Genomic DNA, 23,089 nt, shown 5'->3' on the forward strand with positions numbered 1-23,089 from the left:
CATGACCATCAAGTTGCACCACCTGCGCCCCGCGCCCGGCGCCAAGACCGACAAGACTCGCGTCGGTCGCGGTGAGGGCTCGAAGGGTAAGACTGCCGGTCGCGGTACGAAGGGCACCAAGGCCCGGAAGAACGTGTCGGCCGCCTTCGAGGGTGGACAGATGCCGCTGCACATGCGTCTGCCCAAGCTCAAGGGCTTCACCAACCCGTTCCGCACCGAGTACCAGGTCGTCAACGTCGGCGACATCGCTCGTCTGTTCCCCGAGGGTGGACAGATCGGCGTTGCCGAGCTCGTTGCCGCTGGTGCGGTTCGCAAGAACCAGCTCGTGAAGGTTCTCGCCGAGGGTGAGCTCACGGTTGCCGTTCAGGTCACCGCGAACAAGTTCTCCGGCGCTGCCAAGGAGAAGATCGCCGCTGCCGGTGGTACCACCACCGAGCTGTGATTTCGCTCAGCTAGCTGTCGAATGGCCGCAACTCTGCCCAATCGGGTCGAGTTGCGGCCATTCGCCGCTCTGCAGGGTGTCTTGTCGGCATACTGTTGAGCAGCCGGCCCCAGGCAACGGGGCTGTGATTTCATGTGTCACTGTTAGAGTTCTAGAGTTCTGCAATCCATGGGACGGGTCATTCGACTTGGCTCCCCGTATGTCGTGCGCCAGGAGGATCTTTGCTTTCCGCCTTTGTCTCGGCCCTCAGGACGCCTGACCTGAGGCGGAAGATCCTCTTCACTCTCGGTCTCGTCGCCCTGTATCGCCTCGGCGCGACACTGCCCTCTCCCGGTGTCGACTACGGCAATGTCCGTGCATGTATCGACCAGGTGTCGGGTGGCGAGTCCGCCGGCATCTACTCGCTGATCAACCTGTTCTCCGGCGGTGCGCTACTGCAGCTGTCGGTGTTCGCGATCGGCATCATGCCGTACATCACGGCCAGCATCATCGTGCAGCTGCTCACCGTCGTCATCCCGAAGTTCGAGGAACTCCGCAAGGAGGGCCAATCGGGCCAGGCGAAGATGACGCAGTACACGCGTTACCTGTCGATCGCGCTCGCGATCCTGCAGTCCACCGGCATCGTCGCGCTCGCTGCGCGAGGGCAGCTGTTGCAGGGCTGTACGCAGTCGATCATCGCGGACGAGAGCGTCTTCGGTCTGATCATCATCGTCCTCGTCATGACCGCCGGCGCGGCGCTCGTGATGTGGTTCGGTGAGCTGATCACCGAGCGTGGTGTCGGCAACGGCATGTCGCTGCTGATCTTCGCCGGTATCGCCTCGCGTATCCCGTCCGAGGGCAAGACGATCCTCGACAGCCGCGGCGGACTGACGTTCGCGCTCGTGTGTGTGGCCGCGCTGGCCATCATCGCCGGTGTCGTCTTCGTCGAGCAGGGCCAGCGGCGCATCCCGGTGCAGTACGCGAAGCGGATGGTCGGCCGCAAGATGTACGGAGGTTCGTCGACCTACCTGCCCCTGAAGGTCAACCAGGCCGGCGTCATCCCGGTGATCTTCGCGTCGTCCCTGCTGTACCTGCCGAACCTGATCGCGCAGCTCACCGGTGCCAACACGAGCCCCGATCCGAGCTGGTGGCAGCGTTTCATCAACGAGTACCTGGTGAACCCGGCCAACCCGGTCTACATCCTGATCTACTTCGGCATGATCGTCTTCTTCACGTACTTCTATGTCGCGATCACCTTCAATCCGGAGGAACGCGCGGACGAGATGAAGAAGTTCGGTGGCTTCATCCCGGGCATCCGTCCCGGCCGGCCGACCGCCGACTACCTGAACTACGTACTGAGCCGTATCACCTTGCCGGGTGCCATCTACCTCGGCACCATCGCAGTCCTGCCGAATCTGTTCCTCGATATCGGCAATTCGGGCGGCGCAGCGAACCTGCCGTTCGGTGGCACCGCGGTGCTGATTATGGTCAGTGTGGGCCTCGATACCGTTAAGCAGATCGAGAGCCAGCTTATGCAGCGAAACTATGAAGGGTTCCTCAAGTGAGACTTGTCCTCCTTGGTCCTCCCGGTGCCGGTAAAGGCACCCAGGCCGCGATCCTGTCCGAGAAGCTGGGCGTTCCGCACATCTCCACCGGAGATCTGTTCCGCGCCAACATCGGGCAGGAGACCCCGCTGGGGCTCGAGGCCAAGAAGTACCTCGACGCAGGTGACCTGGTTCCCAGCGAGATCACGAACAACATGGTGAAGGCCCGCGTGGCCGAGCCCGACGCCGCCAACGGCTTCCTGCTCGACGGGTTCCCGCGCACGGTGGATCAGGCGAAGGCGCTGGAGGGCATCCTCGAGGGCCTGGACGCCAAGCTCGACGGTGTGCTCGCGTTCGACGTCGACGACGATGTCGTGGTCGAGCGGATGCTCGCCCGTGGTCGCGCCGACGACACCGAGGACGTCATCCGTAACCGCATGCGGGTCTACCGCGAGGAGACCGCACCCCTGCTCGACTACTACGCCGGCCATATCGTCACCGTCGACGCTGTCGGCGCTGTCGAAGAGGTCAACGCCCGCGCCCTGGCCGCGCTGGGGAAGTAATGGCATTCGGCCGCAAGCGCAAGGTCGTTCCGTTCCGCACGGCGGGTGAGCTCGACGCCATGGCGGCTGCGGGCGCGATCGTCGGGGCCGCCCTCGTGGCGGTGCGGGACGCGGCCAGGCCGGGTGTCAGCACGCTCGAGCTCGACCGCGTCGCCGAATCCGTCATCCGGGACGCCGGCGCGGTGCCGTCGTTCCTCGGATACCACGGGTTCACCGGATCCATCTGCTCGTCGGTCAACGATCGGGTCGTGCACGGTATCCCGTCCGCCGACGACATCCTGGTCGAGGGCGATCTGGTGTCGATCGACTGCGGGGCGATTCTCGACGGTTGGCACGGCGACTCCGCGTGGACGTTCGGCGTCGGCACTCTCAGCGAAGCGGACGCCCAGCTGAGCGAGGCGACCCGGCTCTCGATGGAGGCCGGTATCGCCGCCATGATCGACGGCAACCGGCTCACCGACGTCTCGCACGCCATCGAGTTGGGCACGCATGCAGCGGAGAAACTGCACGGCAGGTCCTACGGAATCGTCGACGGCTACGGCGGTCACGCGATCGGCCGTGAGATGCACATGGATCCGTTCCTGCCGAACGAGGGTGCCCCCGGTAAGGGCCCGCACCTGGTTGTCGGGTCGGTCCTCGCGATCGAGCCGATGCTCACGCTCGGTACGTACGAGACCGAGGTGTTGGGCGACGACTGGACCGTGGTGACCACCGACGGAAGCCGTGCCGCCCACTGGGAGCACACCGTCGCGGTGACCGAGGACGGTCCGCGGATCCTCACCCTGCGTCCCAGGGACAACTGAAGATCTCGAAGACGCCGAACGGGCAGTGGGTCACCCACTGCCCGTTCGGCGTTTCTGCGTTTCCTCGGACGGGCCGCGCGTCAGCCGTCGAGCAGGACGGTGACCGGTCCGTCGTTGACGAGGCTGACCCGCATGTCTGCGCCGAACCGGCCGGCCTCGACGGTGGCACCCAGTTCCCGGAGCGCTTCGGCGAAGGCGTCGACGAGTGGTTCGGCCACGGCGCGGGGCGCGGCGGGGGACCACGACGGTCGGCGGCTGCGGCGGGTGTCGGCCATGAGTGTGAACTGGCTGACGACGAGGATCGGCGCGTCGACATCGGACGCGGACTTCTCGTCGTCGAGGATGCGCAGTCGCCACACTCGTCGCGCGAGGTTCGATGCTGCGGTGGGGTCGTCGTCGTGTCCGACGCCGAGAAGGACGAGCAGTCCCTGCCCTCCGTCTCCCGGCTCGATCCGGCCGACCTCCTCGCCGTCGACCTCGACGGCTGCCGAAGTGACGCGTTGGACGAGTGCGCGCATGTGAGGTGCGTATCCCTTCTCGGAGGTTTCTCGGAGGTTTCTCGGAGGCTTCGGCGAGGCTTCGGCGAGGCTTCGTGGCGCTTCCGGGTGGCGGCCGGTCGTACCGACTCGAGGCCGCATTTGGCCTGGTTGGGAAATGTCGGTAAGATGGATCAACGGTGCGCCCTGCGTATCGGTTGTCTGCCTGTCCGGCCTCGTGCCGGGGAGTCGTTCTCGACCGATAACGCCTGCAGGGCCGCCCTGTAGCGGATACCGGTGACGGTAGCCGATGCATCCAAACGCCACTCAACGGATCGCGGAGGATATGGCTAAGAAGGACGGGGCCATCGAGGTCGAGGGACGAGTTGTCGAGCCGCTGCCCAATGCGATGTTCCGCATTGAGCTGGAAAACGGCCACAAGGTCCTCGCACACATCAGCGGCAAGATGCGGCAGCACTACATTCGCATCCTTCCCGAGGACCGCGTGGTCGTGGAGCTGTCGCCCTACGACCTGTCGCGTGGACGCATCGTTTACCGCTACAAGTAAAAGCTTCCCCGGCCACACCGGCCGGGGAAAACTGTGTCCGCCGTCCGGCGGACAGACAACAGGAGATCAGACGCAACGTGAAGGTTCAGCCTAGCGTCAAGAAGATCTGCGAGAAGTGCAAGGTGATTCGCCGTAATGGGCGCGTCATGGTGATCTGCGAGAACCTGCGTCACAAGCAGCGTCAGGGTTAATCCCAGCAGTTCACGGCTTCTTCGAGATCTGCTTGGCAACAAGCGCAAAGAAGACCTCTCAGCACCAACCGCTACCCGGGCCCAGGGAGATATCCCGAAGGCAGGTAACGGTCTACCCCCGGCACGGAGGCCGGGGCCCCACTGCGATTCGAACGCAGAGTCTTACGCAGGGGACGGACTGGGAGCAGACCTCCGCACACCGATAGGAATGCCACATGGCACGTCTCGCAGGTGTCGATCTTCCTCGCGAAAAGCGCATGGAGATCGCACTGACCTACATCTACGGCATCGGCCGTACCACCTCCAAGGAGATCCTGTCTGCCACGGGTGTCAACCCGGACCTGCGCAGCAAGGACCTGACCGACGAGGACCTCGCCAAGCTCCGCGAGTACATCGAGGAGTCGGTGAAGGTTGAGGGCGACCTGCGCCGCGAGGTGCAGGCCGACATCCGTCGCAAGATCGAGATCGGCTGCTACCAGGGCCTGCGCCACCGTCGTGGTCTGCCCGTGCGTGGTCAGCGCACCAAGACCAACGCGCGCACCCGTAAGGGTCCGAAGCGCACCGTCGCAGGGAAGAAGAAGTAATGCCTCCTAAGTCACGTAGCACCGGTCCGAAGAAGACCCAGAAGGCGCGTCGCAGGGACAAGAAGAACGTCCCGCACGGTGCCGCTCACATCAAGAGCACCTTCAACAACACGATCGTGTCGATCACCGACCCGGCCGGCAACGTCATCTCCTGGGCGTCGTCGGGCCACGTGGGCTTCAAGGGCTCGCGTAAGTCGACGCCGTTCGCTGCTCAGCTCGCTGCTGAGAACGCTGCCCGCAAGGCGCAGGAGCACGGCGTGAAGAAGGTCGACGTCTTCGTCAAGGGTCCGGGTTCGGGCCGCGAGACCGCGATCCGCTCGCTGCAGGCTGCAGGCCTCGAGGTCGGCACCATCTCCGATGTCACCCCCCAGCCGCACAACGGCTGCCGTCCGCCCAAGCGGCGTCGGGTTTAAGTAGCGGGAAGGATAGGTAAAAGAACATGGCACGTTATACCGGACCCATCACCCGCAAGTCGCGTCGTCTGCGCGTCGACCTCGTCGGAGGCGACCAGGCGTTCGAGCGGCGCCCGTACCCGCCGGGACAGCACGGCCGCGCGCGGATCAAGGAGAGCGAGTACCTGCTCCAGCTGCAGGAGAAGCAGAAGGCTCGCTTCACCTACGGCGTCATGGAGAAGCAGTTCCGTCGCTACTACCAGGAGGCGGTCAACCGCCCCGGTAAGACCGGTGAGAACCTGCTCCAGATCCTGGAGTCGCGTCTCGACAACGTCGTGTACCGCGCAGGCCTCGCTCGCACCCGCCGCCAGGCGCGTCAGCTGGTCACGCACGGTCACCTTCTCGTGAACAACAAGAAGGTCGACATCCCCAGCTACCGCGTCTCGCAGTACGACATCATCGATGTCCGCGAGAAGTCGCTGGCGACGCTGCCCTTCCAGATCGCCCGCGAGACCCAGGGCGACCGCCCGATCCCGGGTTGGCTGCAGGTGGTCGGTGGACGTCTTCGCATCCTGGTGCACCAGCTCCCCGAGCGTGCGCAGATCGAGGTTCCGCTGCAGGAACAGCTGATCGTCGAGTACTACTCGAAGTAAGGCGTAATGCCTGTGAGTGGCCGGTTCGCCGGCCACTCACAGGCCCCAAGCCTTTCCCATCGTGGGCGTCATATAGCGGACGCCCGTACAGGAGGAAATCCAATGCTCATTTCTCAGCGACCCACGCTGACCGAAGAGGTCATCGCTGAAAACCGCTCGAAGTTCGTCATCGAGCCCCTCGAGCCAGGCTTCGGGTACACCCTCGGCAATTCGCTGCGCCGCACCCTGCTGTCGTCGATCCCCGGCGCTGCTGTCACCAGCATCCGTATCGACGGCGTCCTGCACGAGTTCACCACCGTCCCGGGTGTGAAGGAAGATGTCACCGACATCATCCTGAACCTCAAGGGCCTGGTCGTGAGCTCCGAAGAGGACGAGCCGGTCACCATGTACGTCCGCAAGCAGGGCCCCGGTGCCGTGACTGCAGGCGACATCGTTCCGCCGGCAGGTGTCACGGTCAACAACCCGGATCTGCACATCGCCACCCTGAACGACAAGGGCAAGCTGGAGATCGAGCTCGTTGTCGAGCGCGGTCGCGGCTACGTCCCCGCCGTCCAGAACAAGGCGTCCGGCGCCGAGATCGGCCGTATCCCGGTCGACTCGATCTACTCGCCGGTGCTCAAGGTCACCTACAAGGTGGAGGCCACTCGCGTCGAGCAGCGCACCGACTTCGATCGGTTGATTCTCGACGTCGAGACCAAGAATTCCATCACCGCTCGGGATGCGCTCGCTTCGGCGGGCAAGACCCTGGTTGAGCTCTTCGGCCTGGCCCGTGAGCTGAACGTCGAAGCAGAAGGCATCGAGATCGGACCCTCGCCCGCCGAGGCCGATCACATCGCTTCCTTCGGACTCCCCATCGAGGATCTGGACCTCACGGTCCGTTCCTACAACTGCCTCAAGCGCGAGGGTGTTCACACCGTCGGCGAGCTGGTTGGTCGTACCGAGTCCGATCTGCTGGACATCCGCAATTTCGGACAGAAGTCCATCGACGAGGTGAAGGTCAAGCTCCATTCGCTCGGCCTCGCCCTCAAGGACAGCCCTGCGTCCTTCGACCCCACCACCGTTGCCGGCTACGACGCCGCCACCGGGACGTGGAGCGACACGGATGCCGGTTCCTTCAGCGACGCTGACGGGACCGAGCAGGACTACGCCGAGACCGAACAGCTTTAACCCGTAGCCCCCGGCACATGGGCAAATGTGCTGGGCGAGCCCTAGAGGAGCTCCAATGCCCAAGCCCAAGAAGGGTGCCCGCTTCGGCGGGTCGGCGTCGCACCAGAAGGCGATCTTCGCCAACCTGGCGACTGCTCTTTTCGAGCACGGCCGAATCACCACCACGGAGGCCAAGGCCAAGGCCCTGCGTCCGTACGCCGAGAAGCTCGTGACGCATGCCAAGGCTGGAACCCTGGCGCACCGTCGTGAGGTTCTCAAGGTGATCCGCAACAAGGATGTCGTGCACACCCTGTTCGCGGAGATCGGTCCGTTCTACGCCGACCGCAATGGCGGATACACCCGCATCATCAAGACCATTCCCCGTAAGGGCGACAACGCTCCGATGGCAATCATCGAGCTCGTCCAGGAGAAGACGGTCACCTCCGAGGCCGACCGCGCTCGTCGCGTTGCGGCTTCGCAGGCCCCCGCCGAGGAGAACGTGGTGGAGGCCGTCGAGGCCGACGCCACCGAGGCAGAGGTCGAGAACGCAGACGCAGTGATCGAGGCCGTCGAAGACGAGACCGCGACCGCAGCCGACGCCGACGAGGCCAAGAAGGACTAGTCCACTTGGTTTCGGCACATGCTGAATCGAACGAACCCGTCGTTCCCTCTGGGGACGGCGGGTTCGTTCGATTGCGGCTCGACATCTCGTACGACGGCACCGACTTCTCCGGGTGGGCGCGTCAGCCCGGCCGCCGCACGGTGTGTGGCGAGATCGAGGAGAAGCTCAGTGCGATCGTGCGCACCCCTGTTCTGCTCACGGTCGCCGGTCGCACCGACGCCGGCGTGCACGCGAGCGGCCAGGTCGCGCACGTCGACGTGCCGGCCGACATGATTCCGGACGATCCGTCGCGACTGGTCCGGCGCCTGGCCCGTTTCCTCCCGCGCGACGTGCGGGTCAAGAACGTCTCCTTTGCGCCAGAGCACTTCGATGCGCGGTTCTCCGCGATCCGCCGACACTACGAGTACCGCCTCACGACGGCACCGTACGGCGTCGATCCGTTGCGGGCCCGCGATACGGTCGCGTGGCCGAAGAATGTGGACGTCGACGCGATGCGGGCGGCGTCGTCGCGGCTGCTCGGGCTGCACGACTTCGCCGCGTTCTGCAAGCGGCGGGAGGGCGCGACAACGGTGCGCGAACTCCAGCGCTTCGATTGGGAGCAATCGGGTCACGAGTTGACGGCGTTCGTCACCGCCGACGCTTTCTGCTGGTCGATGGTGCGCAGTCTGGTCGGCGCCGCGCTGGCAGTCGGCGAGGGCCGTCGCACGGTCGACTGGATGGCGGGTCTGCTCTCCGAGCGTGAACGTGCCAGCGCAGTGGCCGTCGCTCCGGCACACGGACTTTCGCTGGTCCGGGTCGACTATCCCGCCGACGAGGATCTCGCCGCACGCAACGAGGCCACCCGGGAGACGCGCAGTGCGATCGATCCGGGCAGCCTCGGATGTTGCGGCGGCTGAGCGTCAGCCCGCGAGCTGGCGGGCGATGACCAGTCGCTGAATCTGGTTGGTGCCCTCGAAGATCTGCGTGATCTTCGCTTCGCGCATGTACCGCTCGACGGGGAAGTCCTGGGTGTAGCCGTAGCCGCCGAACACCTGGACCGCGTCGGTTGTGACCTTCATGGCCGCATCGGTCGCGACGAGCTTCGCGACGGAGGCATTCCGGGAGTAGGGCAGACCGGCGTCGCGGCGGCGGGCGGCGTCGATGTAGGTGGCGCGGGCCGAGTCGACGGCGGCCGCCATGTCGGCGAGCACGAAGCCCAGACCCTGGTGGTCGATGATTCGCTTGCCGAAAGCCTTGCGCTCCTTGGCGTATGCGACGGCGTCGTCGAGGGCGCCCTGCGCGAGTCCGACCGCCACCGCAGCGATGCCGAGGCGGCCCGAGTCCAGCGCGCTGAACGCGATGGGCAGGCCCTGTCCGGTCTTGCCGATCAGTCGCTCGCCGGGGACGAAGGCGTCGTCGTAGTGTGCGGCGGTGGTGGGGACCGCGCGCAGGCCCATCTTCTCCTCCGGCTTGCCGAAGCTCAGTCCCTCGGTGCCCTTCGGAACGAGGAAGCACGAGATGCCGCGGGCGCCTTCGTCGCTCGTGCGGGCGAACAGGGTGTAGAAGTCCGCCCGACCGCCGTTGGTGATCCACGCCTTGCTGCCGTTGATCCGGAATCCGCCGTCCACTTCGGTTGCCCGGCACGTCAGCGCCGCGGCGTCGGAGCCGGCCTGGGGTTCGGAGAGGCTGTAGGCGCCGATGGTCTCGCCGCCGAGCATGTCGGGCAGCCACTTCGCCTTCTGGTCGTCGGTGCCGTGGGTGGCGAGCGCGAAGCACGACAGGCTGTGCACGCTGGTCGCGACGGCCACGGCCGCCCATCGGGCCGCGATCTCCTCGAGGACCTGCAGGTACACCTCGTAGGGTTGGTCGCCGCCGCCGAACTCCTCGGGGTACGGCAGGCTCAGCAGTCCGGCACGGCCGAGGGCGGGGAAGACGCCGTCGGGGAACGTCTCGTTCTTCTCGTGTTCGTCGACGATCGGCGCCAGCACCTTGTCGGCGACCTCGCGGGTGAGGTCGATCAGGTCGTGGGCTTCCTGGGTGGGCAGCAGGCGTTCGACGGGCACGGTGGTCTCCTCATGGTGGACCGAGAGCGGAAAGTAGTACTGAGATCGATACTGCAGTACTGTTTCGCGTATGGCAACCCCGGTGAAGATGACGGCGCGACGCCTCGCGCTGTTCGACGCGCTCGTGGATCTCATCCTCGTGGAGGGCTTCGCGCACCTCACGCTCGACGATCTCGCGGCACGCCTGCACTGCTCCAAGTCCACGTTGTATCGGCTTGCCGACAGCAAGGAACAGCTGGTGCGGGCGGCTACGGTGCACTTCTTCCGAGGCGCTACAGACCGGGTCGAGGCGAGTCTCGCCGGTGCAGTCGGTGCCCGCGAACGGATCCGGATGTACCTGGAGGCGGTGGGGGAACAGCTGCGGCCGGCGTCGGCGCGGTTCATGGAGGATCTCGCGGGTGACTCGGCGGCGCGCGAGGTGTACGAGCGCAACACGCGGTTCGCGGCGCGTCGGGTGCAGGAACTCATCACCGAGGGCGTCGCCGCCGCTGAACTTCGCGACGCGCACGCGGCGTTCGTCGGCGACATCGCGGCGGCCGCGATGGTGCGGATCCAGCAGCGTCAGGTGGCGGCCTCGACCGGCCTCGACGACGCCCAGGCTTACCAGGAGCTGGCGATCCTGCTGACCCGCGGACTCTGACCGCGCGCTCTAGGATCGGACCGGGAAGGGAGTGTGCCGATGACCGAACCGATCCGGCCGCTGCGACTGGAAGTGATCGTGGGCAGTGTCCGCGCCGGGCGGTTCGCGCCGGTGGTCGTGGACTGGTTCGTCGAGCGGGCCCGTGTGCGCGACGCCTTCGACACCTCCGTCCTCGATCTCGCAGATGCGGCTCTGCCCCAGGATCTTTCGCACACGTCCGACGTCGAGCGGTTCACCGAACGTATCGGGAACGCCGATGCGTTCGTGGTGGTGACGAGCGAGTACAACCACGGATACCCGGCGGCGCTCAAGACCGCGCTGGACACCGTCAAGTACGAGTGGCGGGCCAAACCGATCGGGTTCGTCGCGTACGGCGGAATGTCGGGCGGGCTGCGCGCAGTGGAGCAACTTCGTCAGGTCGTGGCCGAAGTGCACATGGTGTCGATCCGGGAGGCCGTCAGTTTTCACCAGGCCCGCAAACATTTCGACCCGGACGACGGCGCCGCGAACGATGCCGCCGAGCGGATGCTCACGCAGCTGGAGTGGTGGGCCGACGCTCTCCGGTCACAGCGCGAGCGGAGACCGTATCCGGGCTGACGTTCAACGGGCGGCGGCCAGTCCCGCGGGGGTGCGTCCGCGCCCGATGAATGCGGTCTCGGACGAGATCGTTACCAACGCCAGTTCGACGTGGCGGTCGCCGGTGGTCAGCACCACCCGATCGCCGGCCGCTCCCGGCTGCACGATCGTCAGGTGCGGGGCCGTCGACGGCCACTGCTGCGGATGGCTGTGGAGATGGATGGTCGTGACGCCGGCCCGCGTAGGCGGGGCCGGGACGCCGTCCACGACGATCGTGTCGAATCCCGTATCGGACCACGAGGATTCGGCCGCCGCGCGTAGTCGGGTCGGGGTTGCGACGGTACCGATCAGCGTCGCCCACGCGTGTGGGCGATCGGTGTGGACCAGGACGCGGGCGCCGGTCGCGACCGCCCGGAAGACCATTTGCTGAGCCAGATACAGCTCGCCGGCGATGTACACGTCGCCGACGCCGCGTCCGGTGACTCGGGCCGTCACCGCGTGCCCGTGTGCGTCGGAGCCCACGAGCTGGCCGCAGCCCGCGACGGGCAGTGCGAGTGCGTCGAGATCCGCCCGGTCGAACTCGGACATCGGCGTCAGGCCGTCGAGTTCGGGCGAGGACGTGGGCAGGTGCGACAACAGGGCGTCGCGGTGGCGACCCTGCATCGAGATCGTGCCGGGAATGCCGAGACGTTCCGGTGCGGTCCGTACCGTTCGCCGGAAGGCTGCGCCGGCCCGCACGGATCCCGGTCGGTCCGACGGGCGCAGGCGAACTGCCACGGTGGTCCCGAGACTCGGCGCCGCCCACACGGCGGTGAGCACCTCCCGTGAGAGATGTCCGGGATCGACTGCGTTGCCGACGTTGAACACCCCCGGCAACGGCACGTGGGACCAGTCCTGGTCCATCGCGACCGGATGGACACCGCGGCAGATGCGTGCCGCAGCCGACTCGATCTCGGACGCCGTCAGGATGCGTGAGCGGCACCCGGCGTCGGCGAGCGCCCGGACCACCCGACGTGCCGCGACGGCCACGGTGCGCGACGCACCCTCCTCGCCGCCGCCCCTGCGGGCGATCGATTCCACGTGGTCGGCCGCATCGAAGCGCAGGACGATCCACACGCTGCGCTGCGCGGCGGCGGGCAGTGGTCCGACGAGGCTGTCGTACACGTCGGCAGCCGGAGTGCCGGAGACCGCGCGACTGCCGTGGCTGACGATGTCGATTCCGCTCAGGCTGACGTCGTGCTGCTCGAGGCAGTCGGCGAGGGCCGAAACCGGAACGTGCTCGCCCGAATCGAACGTCTCGCGCGTGATCCGGGTCCAGCCCCGCTGCGGTGGGAGCAGTTCCACGACCGCCTGGACCTGGCCGTCGACCCAGTGCAACCCCACGGACTCGCCGGGCGAACGGAAGTCCGCGGAGTGCCCCGCGGCGGGCCGCCGGTTGCGCACGAAGAGCCACGCCGCCTCGGCCCAGGACAACGTCATGCGGCCACCGACCCGCACGAACATCACGGCGCCGGCGACGACGGCTGTGACGACCGCGGCCCACAGCGGCAGCCCGGCGAGCAGCGCGAGCAGGCACGCGACGGCCGCGAGAACCTGTGCGACGATCACGGTCGCCACCAGTACGGCGGGCGTGTGCCGACGGCGTCGGGCACGGAATTGGTCCACGGATCCTCCCCGATACCTGAACCAGACGGACCGAGTAGTCGACCGCCGAAATGTGTTTTCACGCGAACTGTACTGTGTGGGTCCGTAGCGTGCGCCTCATGGGGGAGGGAACATGGCAGCACAGCCGACTACGCGATGGCAGGTCAGCGGGTATCGATTCCTGGTTCGTCGCATGGAACATGCGCTCGTCCGGCGGGACGTGCGCATGCTGCACGACCCGATGCGCTCGCAGTCGCGGGCGCTCGCGGTCGGTGTGGTCGTGGCGTGCCTCGGCCTTGCGGCGTGCGCGGCTCTCGCGCTGATCCGGCCGCAGGACAAGATCGGCGACGCCTCGATCGTCGTCGGAAAGAGTTCGGGTGCAATGTTTGTCGTCATGAACGGCACGCTGCACCCCGTGTTGAATCTGGCGTCGGCGCGGCTCGTGATCGGCGAGTCGGCCCGCCCGGTGATGATCAAGGAATCCGAGATCGACACGCGCCCTCGTGGTGCCCTCGTCGGGATTCCCGGGGCACCGTCCGCGCTACCCGACGGCGGCGGTGCCGACGGACAGTCCTGGACGGTGTGCGACACGGTGGCGCCGGGCGGAAGCCGTTCCGTCACAACCACGGTGGCTGTCGGCGAACCGACATGGAGTGAGCGCGCGGGTCGACTCGACACGGACGAGGCGCTGCTGGTATCCCACTCCGACGAGACGTTCCTGGTGTACGACGGCCGCCGCGCTCCGATCGACCTGAACGACCAGGCGGTGGCCCGGGCCCTGGGACTCGAAGGTGCGCGGCCACGCCCGGTCAGCCGGGGCATGCTCAACGCGATCCCCGAGGCGCTGCCGATCACGCCGCCCCACATCGAGGACGCTGGGAACACCCCGTCATTCGGAATGGCCGGACGGACAATAGGTTCCGTCGTCAAAGTCATGCGCGGCGACGACGCCCACTATTACGTGGTGTTGCGCGACGGTGTGCAGGAGATCAGCGCCGCGACCGCGTTCCTCATCCAGTTCTCCGACTCGCAGGGACAGTCGGAGATGGCCGCGGTCACGCCCGATGCCCTCGCCGACGTACCCACCGTGCACGGCCTCGACGTCTCGACCTTCCCGAGCGTCCCGCCGCGGCTCGTGGAGGCGGCCGACGACCCGGTCAGCTGCCTCACCTGGACTCCCCAGGGCGCCGCCGCGGGTGACGAGTCCGGCCGGGTCGACGCGGTGCTCACGGTCTCGGCCGGCCGCGCCCTGCCGATCCCGGACCAGGCGCGGACCGTCCGATTGGCACAGGCGGACGGGCCCGGTGACAACGCCGACGAGGTGTACGTGAGCCCCGGCAGTAGCGGATTCGTGCAGACGACCGGCCTCGAATCCGGCAGCTCCCGCAAGGGCGGCATGTTCTTCGTGGCGGACACCGGCGTCCGGTACGGCGTGAAGAACGCCGACGCGGCCAAGGCACTCGGCTTCGACACCCCGGGCGCCCCGGCGCCGTGGCGGATCGTCGAACTCCTCGCCCCCGGACCGACACTCGGCCGCGAGGAAGCCCTCGTCGCCCACGACGGCATCGCACCCGACAGCAACCCTGCACCGGTCGCGGCGGGGAACTGACCGGCGCCGCAGTTACTTGCGGTTACTTGCGCCGCCGGCGCAGGAATCTACTTGCGCCGCCGGCGCCGGAATCTACTTGCGCCGCCGGCGCAGTGGAAACGAGGCGAGTACGCCGAGCATCGCCACCGCGACGATCCCACCGGTCGCGGCCAGCGCCACCGTGCGCGGCCGCGTGTCCTCCTCGACCGGTTGCGGGGCCGCCACCGGGACCGAGACGGGTCCGCCGGCCGCGCCGCCGTCGAGCGGAAGATCGGCACTGACGGCGGCGGCCGGGTCGACGACGCCGTGCCCGACGAAGGGATTCCACCCCTCGGCCGGTGCGTGCGCGGTGGCCTCGATCCGCTCGATCACCTGCTGTGCGGTGAGCTGCGGGAAGCGGGCCCGGACGAGGGCGACGGTGGCCGAGACCAGTGGTGCGGCGAAACTCGTTCCGGCGAAGGGACTCTGCTGTCCCTGTGAGGTCAACCATGCGCTGGTCTGACCGCGCCCGTCCGGGCTGAGCGAGACGATGCCGGTACCGGGGGCCGCAACGTCCACCCAGGGCCCGCCGAGGCTGAAGCTCGATGCCGACCCGTCCGGATCCGCCGATCCGACGGTCAGCACATAGTCGTCGTACCACGCCGGGGTCGCGATGGTGGATACCGAATCCCACGGATCGGCGTTCGGATCGAGGGGGTCGGCCGGCGGGTTCTGGGCGGTGCACCCGCCGGATTGGTAGTTTCCGGCGGCCGCGACGACGACCGCGTTCTTCACGGTCGCCGCGTACTGGACCGCGGCGCCGAGGGATTGATCGCCGATGCCGTCCGCCGCCGAACGGCACGCCACTTCCGAGATGTTGATGACGGTCGCGCCCGCGTCCGCGGCCTCACGCACGGCCATCGCCATGGTCTGGGTGTTGCCGTAGCCACTCGAGTTCTGCACGTCGTTCGGGTCCTCGTTGCGGCGGACCTCAGAGAAGTTGGCGCTGGACTGGCGGATGGTGACGATCCGCGCGTCGGGTGCGCCTCCGGCGAAACCGGAGCCGGGAACGGGCGCGGCCGCGATCAGCCCGGCCACGATGGTGCCGTGGGCATCGCAGTCGCCGGTCCCGTCGCCGTTCGAGACGTAGTCGCCGCCCGCCGTCAGCTGTGGCAGCCGGGGGTGTCGTGACACTCCGGTGTCGATGACCGCGATCACCTGGCCGGCGCCGCGGGTCAGCGGCCACACCGACGCGAAGTCCATGGTGCGCTGCGGCAGCGGTACCTCGGGGCTCTCCTTCATCGGCAGTGCCGTCGCGCACGCGTTGCGTTGCTCGGTCGGTGCCAACGGTGCCGGTCGCGTACGCGCCGGCAGCTTGCCGGGATCGATCGGAGCCGGGACGGCGGCCCCGCCCACACCCGTGCCGATCGTCGCCGTCAGGGCAACCATCGCGGTCACCGCGGAGGCGCCCGACCACCGACGTCGTGGGCCCCGGTTCACGGCCGGGCTCACAGTCCCCGGACGGCGGCGAAGAGCCCGGACACCCAGCAGACCAGTGGGACAACAGTGGCGATCACGGCGTAGTCGACCAACTCGGCGACGCGCCGTTGGACGGGCGAGAAGTTCCGTTGTGGCGCGACGATTCCCAAGGCGAGGGCCGCGGTGACGACCAGCACCGAGACGGCGAACAGTCCCAGCGCCGCGGCGGGGACGGCGAACGCCGTGCCGGCACACAGCAGGACGACGATCGCGCCGCCGCCGCCGACCAACGGCACCGCCTGCTCCGCGGAGGTGTAGGTCCGTCCGCGGAACATCAGCACGGTCGCCGCGGCCAGGGCCAGTCCGGTCCCCGGCCAGTAGATCCCGGACGCCGACGTCGGCACGGAGGCCAGCAGTGCACCGGACGCCGTGAGCAGGGTCATCGCGCAGACCAACCCGGTGAGGTAACGCCGCGCGCGGTCCGCTCGGGTGGCGACGGACTCGAACGACGGGACCTTGCGGGCATCGTCGGGGTCGTCCTCCGCCGGGTCGACCGACGTACCGGGGGCGGGCACCGGCGGCAGTGGGAGCTTGGCGAGCAGCATCGCCACCCGCGCCGCGAACACGAGACCGATCAGTGCGGCGCCGACGAGCATCGATCCGACCGCGCGCGGCGACTGGTCGGTCAGCGTCGCCACCAGCGCGGTGCCGGACCCGATCAGCGAGACCGTCGCGGCCGCGGTGAACACGCCGTACCCGACCCCCGCGGTGCGCAGAGCGAGTACCGCGGTGGCACCGACCATGACCAGCCCCAGGAGAACATGGGGCGCACCGCGGTCGCCGGGAACGAGCAGCGCACCGGCCGCGAATGCCGTCGGCAGCGCGGCGGTGCTCAGCGTCAGGGCCGCGGCCGTGTCACCGTAGACCCTGCTCACGACCGCCCCGGCGACCACGAACAGGACCATCGTCACCAGTGCACACACCGCGCCCACGAGGGATTCGGTGGCGCCGTCGGTCTGCAGCAGCGCGAACGACCCGGCGACCGTCGCGGCGATCGCGAGGGCGGACCCGGTCAGGCGTGCGATCCGCGGAGTCCAGGCGCGGGTGTGGCCGGTGTCGGCGACCGCCACGTTGTACATGATGTCGTCGAACAGCGGTGGGGGAGACCCGGCCTCGATGCTGTCGAACACGAGGAGTTCGCCGTCGAGCACCCCGTGCTCGCGCAGGCTCAGCGCCGGCGAGAGCGGTGGCTGCCCCAGCCGCGCGAGGGTCCACCGCGCCGGTTCCGTGCGTTCGCCGGCGACATCGAAGTCGTTTGCGGCACTGTGGCGATCGACGAGGTCGGCGATGCCCGGGATCAGCAGTTCGACGGGAACCGTGTTCGGGAGGGCGAGATCGATCTGTGTGTGCGGCGCCAGAATCGTCAGTCGACACAGGTCGGCCGCTCCCCGCGGCCGTGAACCGGTAGCTGCACCGGCCGAGTGCCCGGCATGCAGAACTGTCACGCTCATCCCCCCCCCGGATTCCGCGGTCCGGATCCCCACCCGAACCGCTCGTTTCGAAACATCGGCACTGTACCGCTACTCGACGTCGGGCCTCTACCACGCGTTGTCGGCGCCGTACTGTAGCTTCACAGATCGCGAGTCCGGAGCCCGTGGGGGGTGACTCGGTCCGGTCGAATCGGCCGACCGCGCGAGGACTGGCATTTCACTGGGGGTGGAAGCATGGGCACCGCGCATTTCGTGCGGAAGGCACGTCGTGAGGCGCCGCGTACGCCGGGTGGCGAGGTGAGCCTGCAGACTCCGCCCGAGATCCCCCGGATCACCCCCGGCAACCTGGTGACGAAGCTGCTCCCGCTCGTGATGGTCGCCGCCATGGTGGGCATGGTGGCATTGATGTTCACGTCCGGGATGTCGGCGAATCCGATGTCGCTCCTGTTCCCCGTGATGATGATGGTGTCGATGCTCGGCATGCTCGCGGGATCCGGGCGCGGCGGGGGAGCGAAGGCGGCCGAGGCCAACGAGGAGCGCAAGGACTACCTGCGGTATCTCGATCAGCTTCGACGCGACGCCCTCGATACCGGGCGGCAACAGCGCAAGGCCCTCGAATGGAGCCATCCCGACCCGCAGGCGTTGTGGACGCTCTCGGGAACCGGCCGGATGTGGGAGCGCCGGATCACCGATCCCGACTACGGCCACGTGCGGGTGGGGCGGGGGAGTCAACGACTGGCGACACGGTTGATCCCACCGGAGACCGGTCCCGTCGAGGACCTCGAGCCGGTTTCGGCGGTGTCGCTGCGCCGGTTCGTCCGCGCGCACTCCGTGGTTCCGGAGCTGCCGACAGCGGTCTCGCTCCGCGGATTCGCGGCGATCTCGATCGACGGCGACCGGGACGACGCGCGAGGACTGGTCCGCGCGATGCTGCTCCAGCTGTGCACGTTCCACGGACCCGACCACCTGCAGATCGCGATCGTGTGCGGCCCGGACACCGCCCCGGAATGGGAGTGGGCGAAGTGGCTGCCCCACGCCCAGCATCCGGATTCGCTCGACGGGGTGGGTTCCGCTCGCATGGTCTACGGATCGGTGATCGAGCTGGAATCGGCCCTCGGCCCGCAGTTCTCGATGCGCGGACGATTCTCGCGGAGTGCGCCGCCGACCGCGGGGGTGCCGCAGATCGTCGTCGTGATCGACGGGGGAATCCTCGACGGCGACAGCGGTGCGGTCACCGACGGAGGCCTCGACTCGGTGACGCTGCTGGACCTCAGCGGCTACTGTCCCCGGCTCACCGCGACCCGCGGACTGCAGTTGGTGGCCGCAGACGGTTCCCTCGGTGCCCGCGGCGGGGCGGGGACCGAGACGTTTGCCGCGGTGGACACGCTCACCCCGCAGCAGGCACTGTCCGCGGCCCGTCGGCTGGCGCCGTACCGGATCGCGAGTCGGGCCGCGGCCGACGTCGGCGACGACGGTGGCGCTCCGGTCGCTGCGGGATGGAGCCATCTGCTCGGGCTCGGGGACATCGGGCAGTTCGACCCCGCCCGCGCGTGGGTGCCCAGGCAAGGCCGGGACCGGCTCCGGGTGCCCATCGGCGTCGGGGTGGACGGCAGCCCCGTCGAACTCGACCTCAAGGAGGCCGCCGAGACCGGCATGGGGCCGCACGGCCTGTGCATCGGCGCGACAGGGTCGGGCAAGTCGGAGTTCCTGCGGACGCTGGTTCTCGGGTTGCTCGCGACGCACTCGCCAGAGGCGCTCAATCTGGTCCTCGTCGACTTCAAGGGCGGCGCGACGTTCCTCGGGCTCGACGAGGCCCCACACGTCGCGGCGGTCATCACGAACCTCGCCGAGGAACTGGCGATGGTCGATCGGATGAAGGATGCGCTCGCGGGTGAGATGAACCGGCGACAGGAAGTGTTGCGGGCCGCGGGCAATTTCGCGAACGTCACCGACTACGAGAAGGCCCGCAGCGCCGGCGCAGACCTCGCGCCGCTGCCGGCCCTGTTCATCGTCGTCGACGAGTTCTCCGAGTTGCTCAGTCAGCAGCCCGAGTTCGCCGACCTGTTCGTCGCGATCGGGCGGCTCGGCCGATCGCTGCACATGCACCTGCTGTTGGCGAGTCAGCGGCTCGAGGAGGGCAAGCTGCGCGGCCTCGACAGCCACCTGTCGTACCGGATCGGTCTGAAGACGTTCTCGGCCAACGAGTCCCGGACAGTCCTCGGTGTGCCCGACGCCTACCACCTCCCGGCCTCGCCGGGCGCCGGGTATCTCAAGTGCGATTCGGCGGAGATCGTTCGGTTCGCCGCGTCCTACGTGTCGGGTCCGTACGAGTCCGAGCGCGTGCGCCGATCGGCGCACGCGGTGGCGTCCACGGCGGACCTGCGCCCGCGGGTGTTCACCGCCGCACCGGTCGCCGTGCCCGTCGTCGACGAACCGATCGTTCCGATCGAGCCCGAACCCGTGTGGGAGGGCGAGACCGATCCACGTTCGGTCCTCGAGGTTCTCGTCGACCGCATTCGCGGCCGCGGTCCGTCCGCACACGAGGTGTGGTTGCCGCCGCTGGACATCGCGCCCACCCTCGACCGGATCCTGCCGCCGTCCGCGCTGACCGACCCGGTCCCCGACGTCAGTTCGCTGCGCACACCGATCGGCGTGATCGATCGGCCGTTCGACCAGCGGCGGGATCTGCTGGTTGCCGACCTGTCCGGAGCGACCGGCAACGTCGCGGTGGTCGGCGGTCCGCAGTCCGGTAAGTCGACCCTGCTGCGGACCCTGATCATGTCGATGGCGGCGACGCACTCGCCGCAGCAGGTGCAGTTCTACTGCCTGGACTTCGGCGGTGGCACGCTCTCCGGTCTGGCGGGGCTCCCGCACGTCGGATCCGTCGCCAACCGGCTCGACGTCGATCTGGTCCGACGCACGGTCGCGGAGATGGCGACCCTCGTGCGTCAACGCGAACGCCGTTTCCGGGAACTCGGCATCGAGTCGATGGCGGAATTCCGGCGACTGCGTGGCTCGGCCGAGACCGGCGCGGCCGCAGTGGGCGCCGCGCAGGACCCGTTCGGGGACGTCTTCCTCGTCGTCGACGGATGGCCGAGTATCCGCCAGGACTTCGAGGCCCTCGAGGCGCAGATCAGTGCACTGGCCGGGCAGGGACTCTCGTTCGGCGTCCACGTCGTGCTCGCGACCCCGCGCTGGGCCGACATCCGCCCGGCCCTCAAGGACCAGCTCGGCACGAGAATCGAGCTGCGCCTGGGAGATCCGACCGACTCCGACGTCGGCCGCGCCAAGGCGATGCTGGTGCCCGCAGGCCGACCCGGTCGAGGTATCACCCGTGACGGCCTGCACCTGCTCACCGCCCTGCCCAGACTCGACGGCGCCTCCCGTAGTGACGATCTCGGCGCGGGCGTCGCGAATGCGGTCGCGCGGCTCGGCGTGCGCCCCGGTGCGGGCTCGGGTCCCGCTGCGCCGCGGGTGCGGATGCTGCCGGACCGGCTGTCCCGGGAGGATCTCCTCGCCGCCGCGGCCGGACGATGGCCGGAGGGCAGCGCGCGCAGCGGGGCGTGCCTGGCGGTACCGATCGGGATCGACGAGGCGGAACTCGCACCCGTGTACCTCGACTTCGCCGATCAACCGCACTTCCTGATGTTCGGTGACAGCGCGTGCGGCAAGACGACGTTGCTGCGCGGCATCTGTCTGGGCCTGATGGAGTCGAACACGCCGCAGCAGGCGAAGCTGATCATCGGCGACTACCGACGCACCATGCTCGGCGTCGTGGAGGGCGATCACCTCGCCGGATATGCCGCTTCGGCAACCACTTTCACGACCATGATGAATGATCTGGCAGGGATCCTGGCGAGCCGTATGCCTGGGCCCGATACCACGCAGCAGCAGCTCCGCGAACGGTCGTGGTGGTCGGGGCCCGAGATCTACGTCGTCGTCGACGACTACGATCTCGTCGCGACGTCCAGCGGCAATCCGCTGACGCCGCTCATCGACTACCTCGCACACGCGAAGGACCTCGGCCTGCACCTGATCATCGCTCGGCGGTCCGGCGGTGCGTCGCGCGCGCTGTACGAACCGGTGATCGCGAGGATGCGTGACCTGGTGCCGGCGGGCATGGTGATGAGTGGCAGCCGTGACGAGGGCAATCTCCTCGGTACCGTACGCCCGAGCGAGCAACCCCAGGGCCGAGGCACTTTCGTTGCGCGCAGCGGGACGTCGCTGATGCAGGTCGCCTGGCTTCCGCCGTTGTGACCGGCCCGGGTGCCGTCGTTCGTGTCCACCTCACGGACGGCGCCGTGTGGGTGGGATCCGCACGCGGGGCCGTCAGGGTCCCCGACGATTCGGTTCAGGGCGTCGTCGAGTGCATCGACGACGATTACATGTCGGTGGGTGGCCACACGGTCGCGACCGTGGACGTGGCGGCCGCCGCTATTCGACGAGCATTCGAAGCCGCGCTCGGCGGAACGGGATTCGTCGCGACGGCCACCGTGTTCCATCCCTCGCACTGGGGAGCCACCCGGTGTGCGGTCCTGGAATCGGCGACCCGTCGGTCCGCCCACGAGGTGCAGATGCTTCCCCTCGCGTTCTCGGCGCCGTGTCCCGACGCCGTCCGACGATGGAGTGTCGTCGAGTGCGGCCCGTTGTCGACGACGGTCGTGCTGGTCGAGCGCGACGAGCGTGGTGAACCGAGGATCGTTGCCTGCGAGCTGCTGTCGGACATCGGGATTCTCGATCTGCTCGAGGACTCCGATCGGGTCCGCGCGATCGGCCACGCGGTCCGCGCGATCGGTGGGGACCGCGCGCCCGATGTGGTCCTGGTGATTGGTGCGGACGAACAGGCGGCGGTTGCCGAAACAGTCTGCACAGGAATCGAATCAGAGGTGTCGGTGGTGTCCGACGCGGTCCTGGTGTCGGTTCCGGTCACCGAACCAGGAAGCGTTGCACCCGGCCCCGCACCGGACGCCGTGGTGTGGCAACAGGTGGCTTCGACGCCGTCGCCGGGGCGGCCCCGGCCGCACGGTTGGAGGGGACGACGCATCATCATCGTCGCCGCAGCGGTAGCGCTGGTACTGGGCCTCGGTGCCGGTGCGGCCGCGCTCTGGCAGGCGCGGGAGCCTGGGGCGTCCGCCTCGGCGGAATCCCTGCAGCGCTTCGAGGTCGGTCGGGTGAGTGTCGCGGTGCCGGATTCGTGGCGGGCGCGGGCGGGACGGCCGGGGCGGCTCGATCTGGTGCCCGACGGCGAGGCTGACCGCCGTGTCATCGTGATGCCCACCGAGTTGGCGGCAGGGTCCGATCTGGTGGCAGTGGCGCACTCTCTCGAGCAACGGATGGCCGAGCGCGGCCCGGACAGTCCGTTCTCGCAGTTCGTCTCCGAGATCGAGTTCGCCGGCCGCCCTGTCATCTCGTACCTGGAGTCGCCGGACGAACGAACCGGGGTGCGGTGGTACGTGCTCGTCGAGAACGACGCCCAGGTCAGTGTCGGCTGCCGGTTCCTCGACGGCGATTGGGACGCGGCCGCCGGGGCGTGCGAGCAGGCCGTCGGCGGTGTCACGGTCGGGTAGGCCTGAGAGGCGCCCCGCGAGAGTGAGGGTCACGGAAAAAGTTTCGGGACGAATGGAACCGAATCGGCGCACGCATGCGTCCAACCAGATGTAGGCGCGAACTGGCTGCGACGAGTCCCTG

Annotated in this window: 22 protein-coding genes; 17 read left to right on the forward strand and 5 right to left on the reverse strand. The window is 68.2% G+C overall.

Features of this window, described 5'->3' with window-relative positions; genetic code table 11:
* Position 1 precedes the first annotated feature (1 nt).
* The 4 genes from rplO to map all read left to right on the forward strand — a co-directional run bounded on the left by rplO (position 2) and on the right by map (position 3,331).
* Positions 2-442 (forward strand): 50S ribosomal protein L15, encoded by a 441-nt coding sequence (gene rplO, locus DEU38_RS04275; RefSeq protein WP_114718859.1) that lies wholly within the window; start codon positions 2-4, stop codon positions 440-442.
* A gap of 221 nt (positions 443-663) precedes the next feature.
* The gene (secY, locus tag DEU38_RS04280) at positions 664-1,986 is read left to right on the forward strand and encodes a preprotein translocase subunit SecY (RefSeq protein ID WP_114718860.1); all 1,323 of its coding nucleotides are present in this window, start codon (positions 664-666) and stop codon (positions 1,984-1,986) included.
* A complete protein-coding gene (locus DEU38_RS04285) occupies positions 1,983-2,528 on the forward strand; it encodes an adenylate kinase (protein ID WP_114718861.1) in 546 nt (181 codons plus the stop codon). Before secY ends, DEU38_RS04285 begins: the two co-directional genes overlap by 4 nt.
* Positions 2,528-3,331, forward strand: coding sequence for a type I methionyl aminopeptidase (gene map, locus DEU38_RS04290; protein ID WP_114718862.1), 804 nt, complete (start codon positions 2,528-2,530; stop codon positions 3,329-3,331). Before DEU38_RS04285 ends, map begins: the two co-directional genes overlap by 1 nt.
* A gap of 80 nt (positions 3,332-3,411) precedes the next feature.
* On the opposite strand, the gene dtd is transcribed toward map, so the two are convergent.
* Positions 3,412-3,849, reverse strand: coding sequence for a D-aminoacyl-tRNA deacylase (gene dtd, locus DEU38_RS04295; protein WP_114718863.1), 438 nt, complete (start codon positions 3,847-3,849; stop codon positions 3,412-3,414).
* A 304-nt stretch (positions 3,850-4,153) separates the two neighbouring features.
* Here dtd and infA point away from each other — a divergent pair, with 304 nt between their 5' ends.
* From infA to truA, 8 genes are all read left to right on the forward strand, one after another.
* Positions 4,154-4,375, forward strand: coding sequence for a translation initiation factor IF-1 (gene infA, locus DEU38_RS04300; protein ID WP_003418601.1), 222 nt, complete (start codon positions 4,154-4,156; stop codon positions 4,373-4,375).
* A gap of 77 nt (positions 4,376-4,452) precedes the next feature.
* Positions 4,453-4,566, forward strand: a complete 114-nt coding sequence (rpmJ, locus tag DEU38_RS04305) for a 50S ribosomal protein L36 (RefSeq protein WP_003938068.1) — start codon at positions 4,453-4,455, stop codon at positions 4,564-4,566.
* A gap of 215 nt (positions 4,567-4,781) precedes the next feature.
* The gene (gene rpsM / locus DEU38_RS04310) at positions 4,782-5,150 is read left to right on the forward strand and encodes a 30S ribosomal protein S13 (protein WP_114718864.1); all 369 of its coding nucleotides are present in this window, start codon (positions 4,782-4,784) and stop codon (positions 5,148-5,150) included.
* Complete coding sequence (gene rpsK, locus DEU38_RS04315) at positions 5,150-5,563, forward strand: 30S ribosomal protein S11 (RefSeq protein ID WP_005239680.1); 414 nt, start codon at positions 5,150-5,152, stop codon at positions 5,561-5,563. Before rpsM ends, rpsK begins: the two co-directional genes overlap by 1 nt.
* 26 nt (positions 5,564-5,589) lie before the next feature.
* Positions 5,590-6,195: a 30S ribosomal protein S4 gene (rpsD, locus tag DEU38_RS04320; RefSeq protein WP_114718865.1), complete on the forward strand. Its 606-nt coding sequence runs from the start codon at positions 5,590-5,592 to the stop codon at positions 6,193-6,195.
* A 102-nt stretch (positions 6,196-6,297) separates the two neighbouring features.
* Positions 6,298-7,362, forward strand: a complete 1,065-nt coding sequence (locus DEU38_RS04325) for a DNA-directed RNA polymerase subunit alpha (RefSeq protein ID WP_114718866.1) — start codon at positions 6,298-6,300, stop codon at positions 7,360-7,362.
* A 55-nt stretch (positions 7,363-7,417) separates the two neighbouring features.
* Positions 7,418-7,963: a 50S ribosomal protein L17 gene (gene rplQ / locus DEU38_RS04330; protein WP_114718867.1), complete on the forward strand. Its 546-nt coding sequence runs from the start codon at positions 7,418-7,420 to the stop codon at positions 7,961-7,963.
* 5 nt (positions 7,964-7,968) lie between these two features.
* Positions 7,969-8,859, forward strand: a complete 891-nt coding sequence (truA, locus tag DEU38_RS04335) for a tRNA pseudouridine(38-40) synthase TruA (protein WP_174912318.1) — start codon at positions 7,969-7,971, stop codon at positions 8,857-8,859.
* 3 nt (positions 8,860-8,862) lie between these two features.
* On the opposite strand, the gene DEU38_RS04340 is transcribed toward truA, so the two are convergent.
* Positions 8,863-10,005, reverse strand: a complete 1,143-nt coding sequence (locus DEU38_RS04340; RefSeq protein ID WP_114718869.1) for an acyl-CoA dehydrogenase family protein — start codon at positions 10,003-10,005, stop codon at positions 8,863-8,865.
* Positions 10,006-10,075: 70 nt separating this feature from the next.
* Here DEU38_RS04340 and DEU38_RS04345 point away from each other — a divergent pair, with 70 nt between their 5' ends.
* Together DEU38_RS04345 and DEU38_RS04350 are read left to right on the forward strand one after the other, a co-directional pair.
* Complete coding sequence (locus tag DEU38_RS04345; protein ID WP_114718870.1) at positions 10,076-10,645, forward strand: TetR/AcrR family transcriptional regulator; 570 nt, start codon at positions 10,076-10,078, stop codon at positions 10,643-10,645.
* A 39-nt stretch (positions 10,646-10,684) separates the two neighbouring features.
* Positions 10,685-11,242 (forward strand): NADPH-dependent FMN reductase, encoded by a 558-nt coding sequence (locus tag DEU38_RS04350; RefSeq protein WP_114718871.1) that lies wholly within the window; start codon positions 10,685-10,687, stop codon positions 11,240-11,242.
* 3 nt (positions 11,243-11,245) lie between these two features.
* Here the strand turns inward: DEU38_RS04350 and eccE are convergent, their stop codons facing one another.
* A complete protein-coding gene (gene eccE / locus DEU38_RS04355; RefSeq protein ID WP_114718872.1) occupies positions 11,246-12,886 on the reverse strand; it encodes a type VII secretion protein EccE in 1,641 nt (546 codons plus the stop codon).
* A 112-nt stretch (positions 12,887-12,998) separates the two neighbouring features.
* On the opposite strand from eccE, the gene eccB reads away from it, so the two are divergent.
* A complete protein-coding gene (gene eccB / locus DEU38_RS04360) occupies positions 12,999-14,474 on the forward strand; it encodes a type VII secretion protein EccB (protein WP_114718873.1) in 1,476 nt (491 codons plus the stop codon).
* A 72-nt stretch (positions 14,475-14,546) separates the two neighbouring features.
* Here the strand turns inward: eccB and mycP are convergent, their stop codons facing one another.
* Complete coding sequence (mycP, locus tag DEU38_RS04365) at positions 14,547-15,881, reverse strand: type VII secretion-associated serine protease mycosin (RefSeq protein ID WP_114718995.1); 1,335 nt, start codon at positions 15,879-15,881, stop codon at positions 14,547-14,549.
* 59 nt (positions 15,882-15,940) lie between these two features.
* Positions 15,941-17,422 (reverse strand): type VII secretion integral membrane protein EccD, encoded by a 1,482-nt coding sequence (eccD, locus tag DEU38_RS04370; RefSeq protein ID WP_114718996.1) that lies wholly within the window; start codon positions 17,420-17,422, stop codon positions 15,941-15,943.
* Positions 17,423-17,635: 213 nt separating this feature from the next.
* Here eccD and eccCa point away from each other — a divergent pair, with 213 nt between their 5' ends.
* Both eccCa and DEU38_RS04380 read left to right on the forward strand, forming a co-directional pair.
* Complete coding sequence (gene eccCa / locus DEU38_RS04375) at positions 17,636-21,658, forward strand: type VII secretion protein EccCa (protein ID WP_114718874.1); 4,023 nt, start codon at positions 17,636-17,638, stop codon at positions 21,656-21,658.
* Entirely contained in the window at positions 21,655-22,968 is a 1,314-nt protein-coding gene (locus tag DEU38_RS04380; protein WP_114718875.1) for a type VII secretion-associated protein, read from the forward strand. The genes eccCa and DEU38_RS04380 overlap by 4 nt, the downstream gene beginning before the upstream one ends.
* Positions 22,969-23,089: the final 121 nt, after the last annotated feature.

The organism is Rhodococcus sp. AG1013 (assembly GCF_003350365.1).
In the GTDB taxonomy this organism is placed as follows: Bacteria; Actinomycetota; Actinomycetes; order Mycobacteriales; family Mycobacteriaceae; genus Prescottella.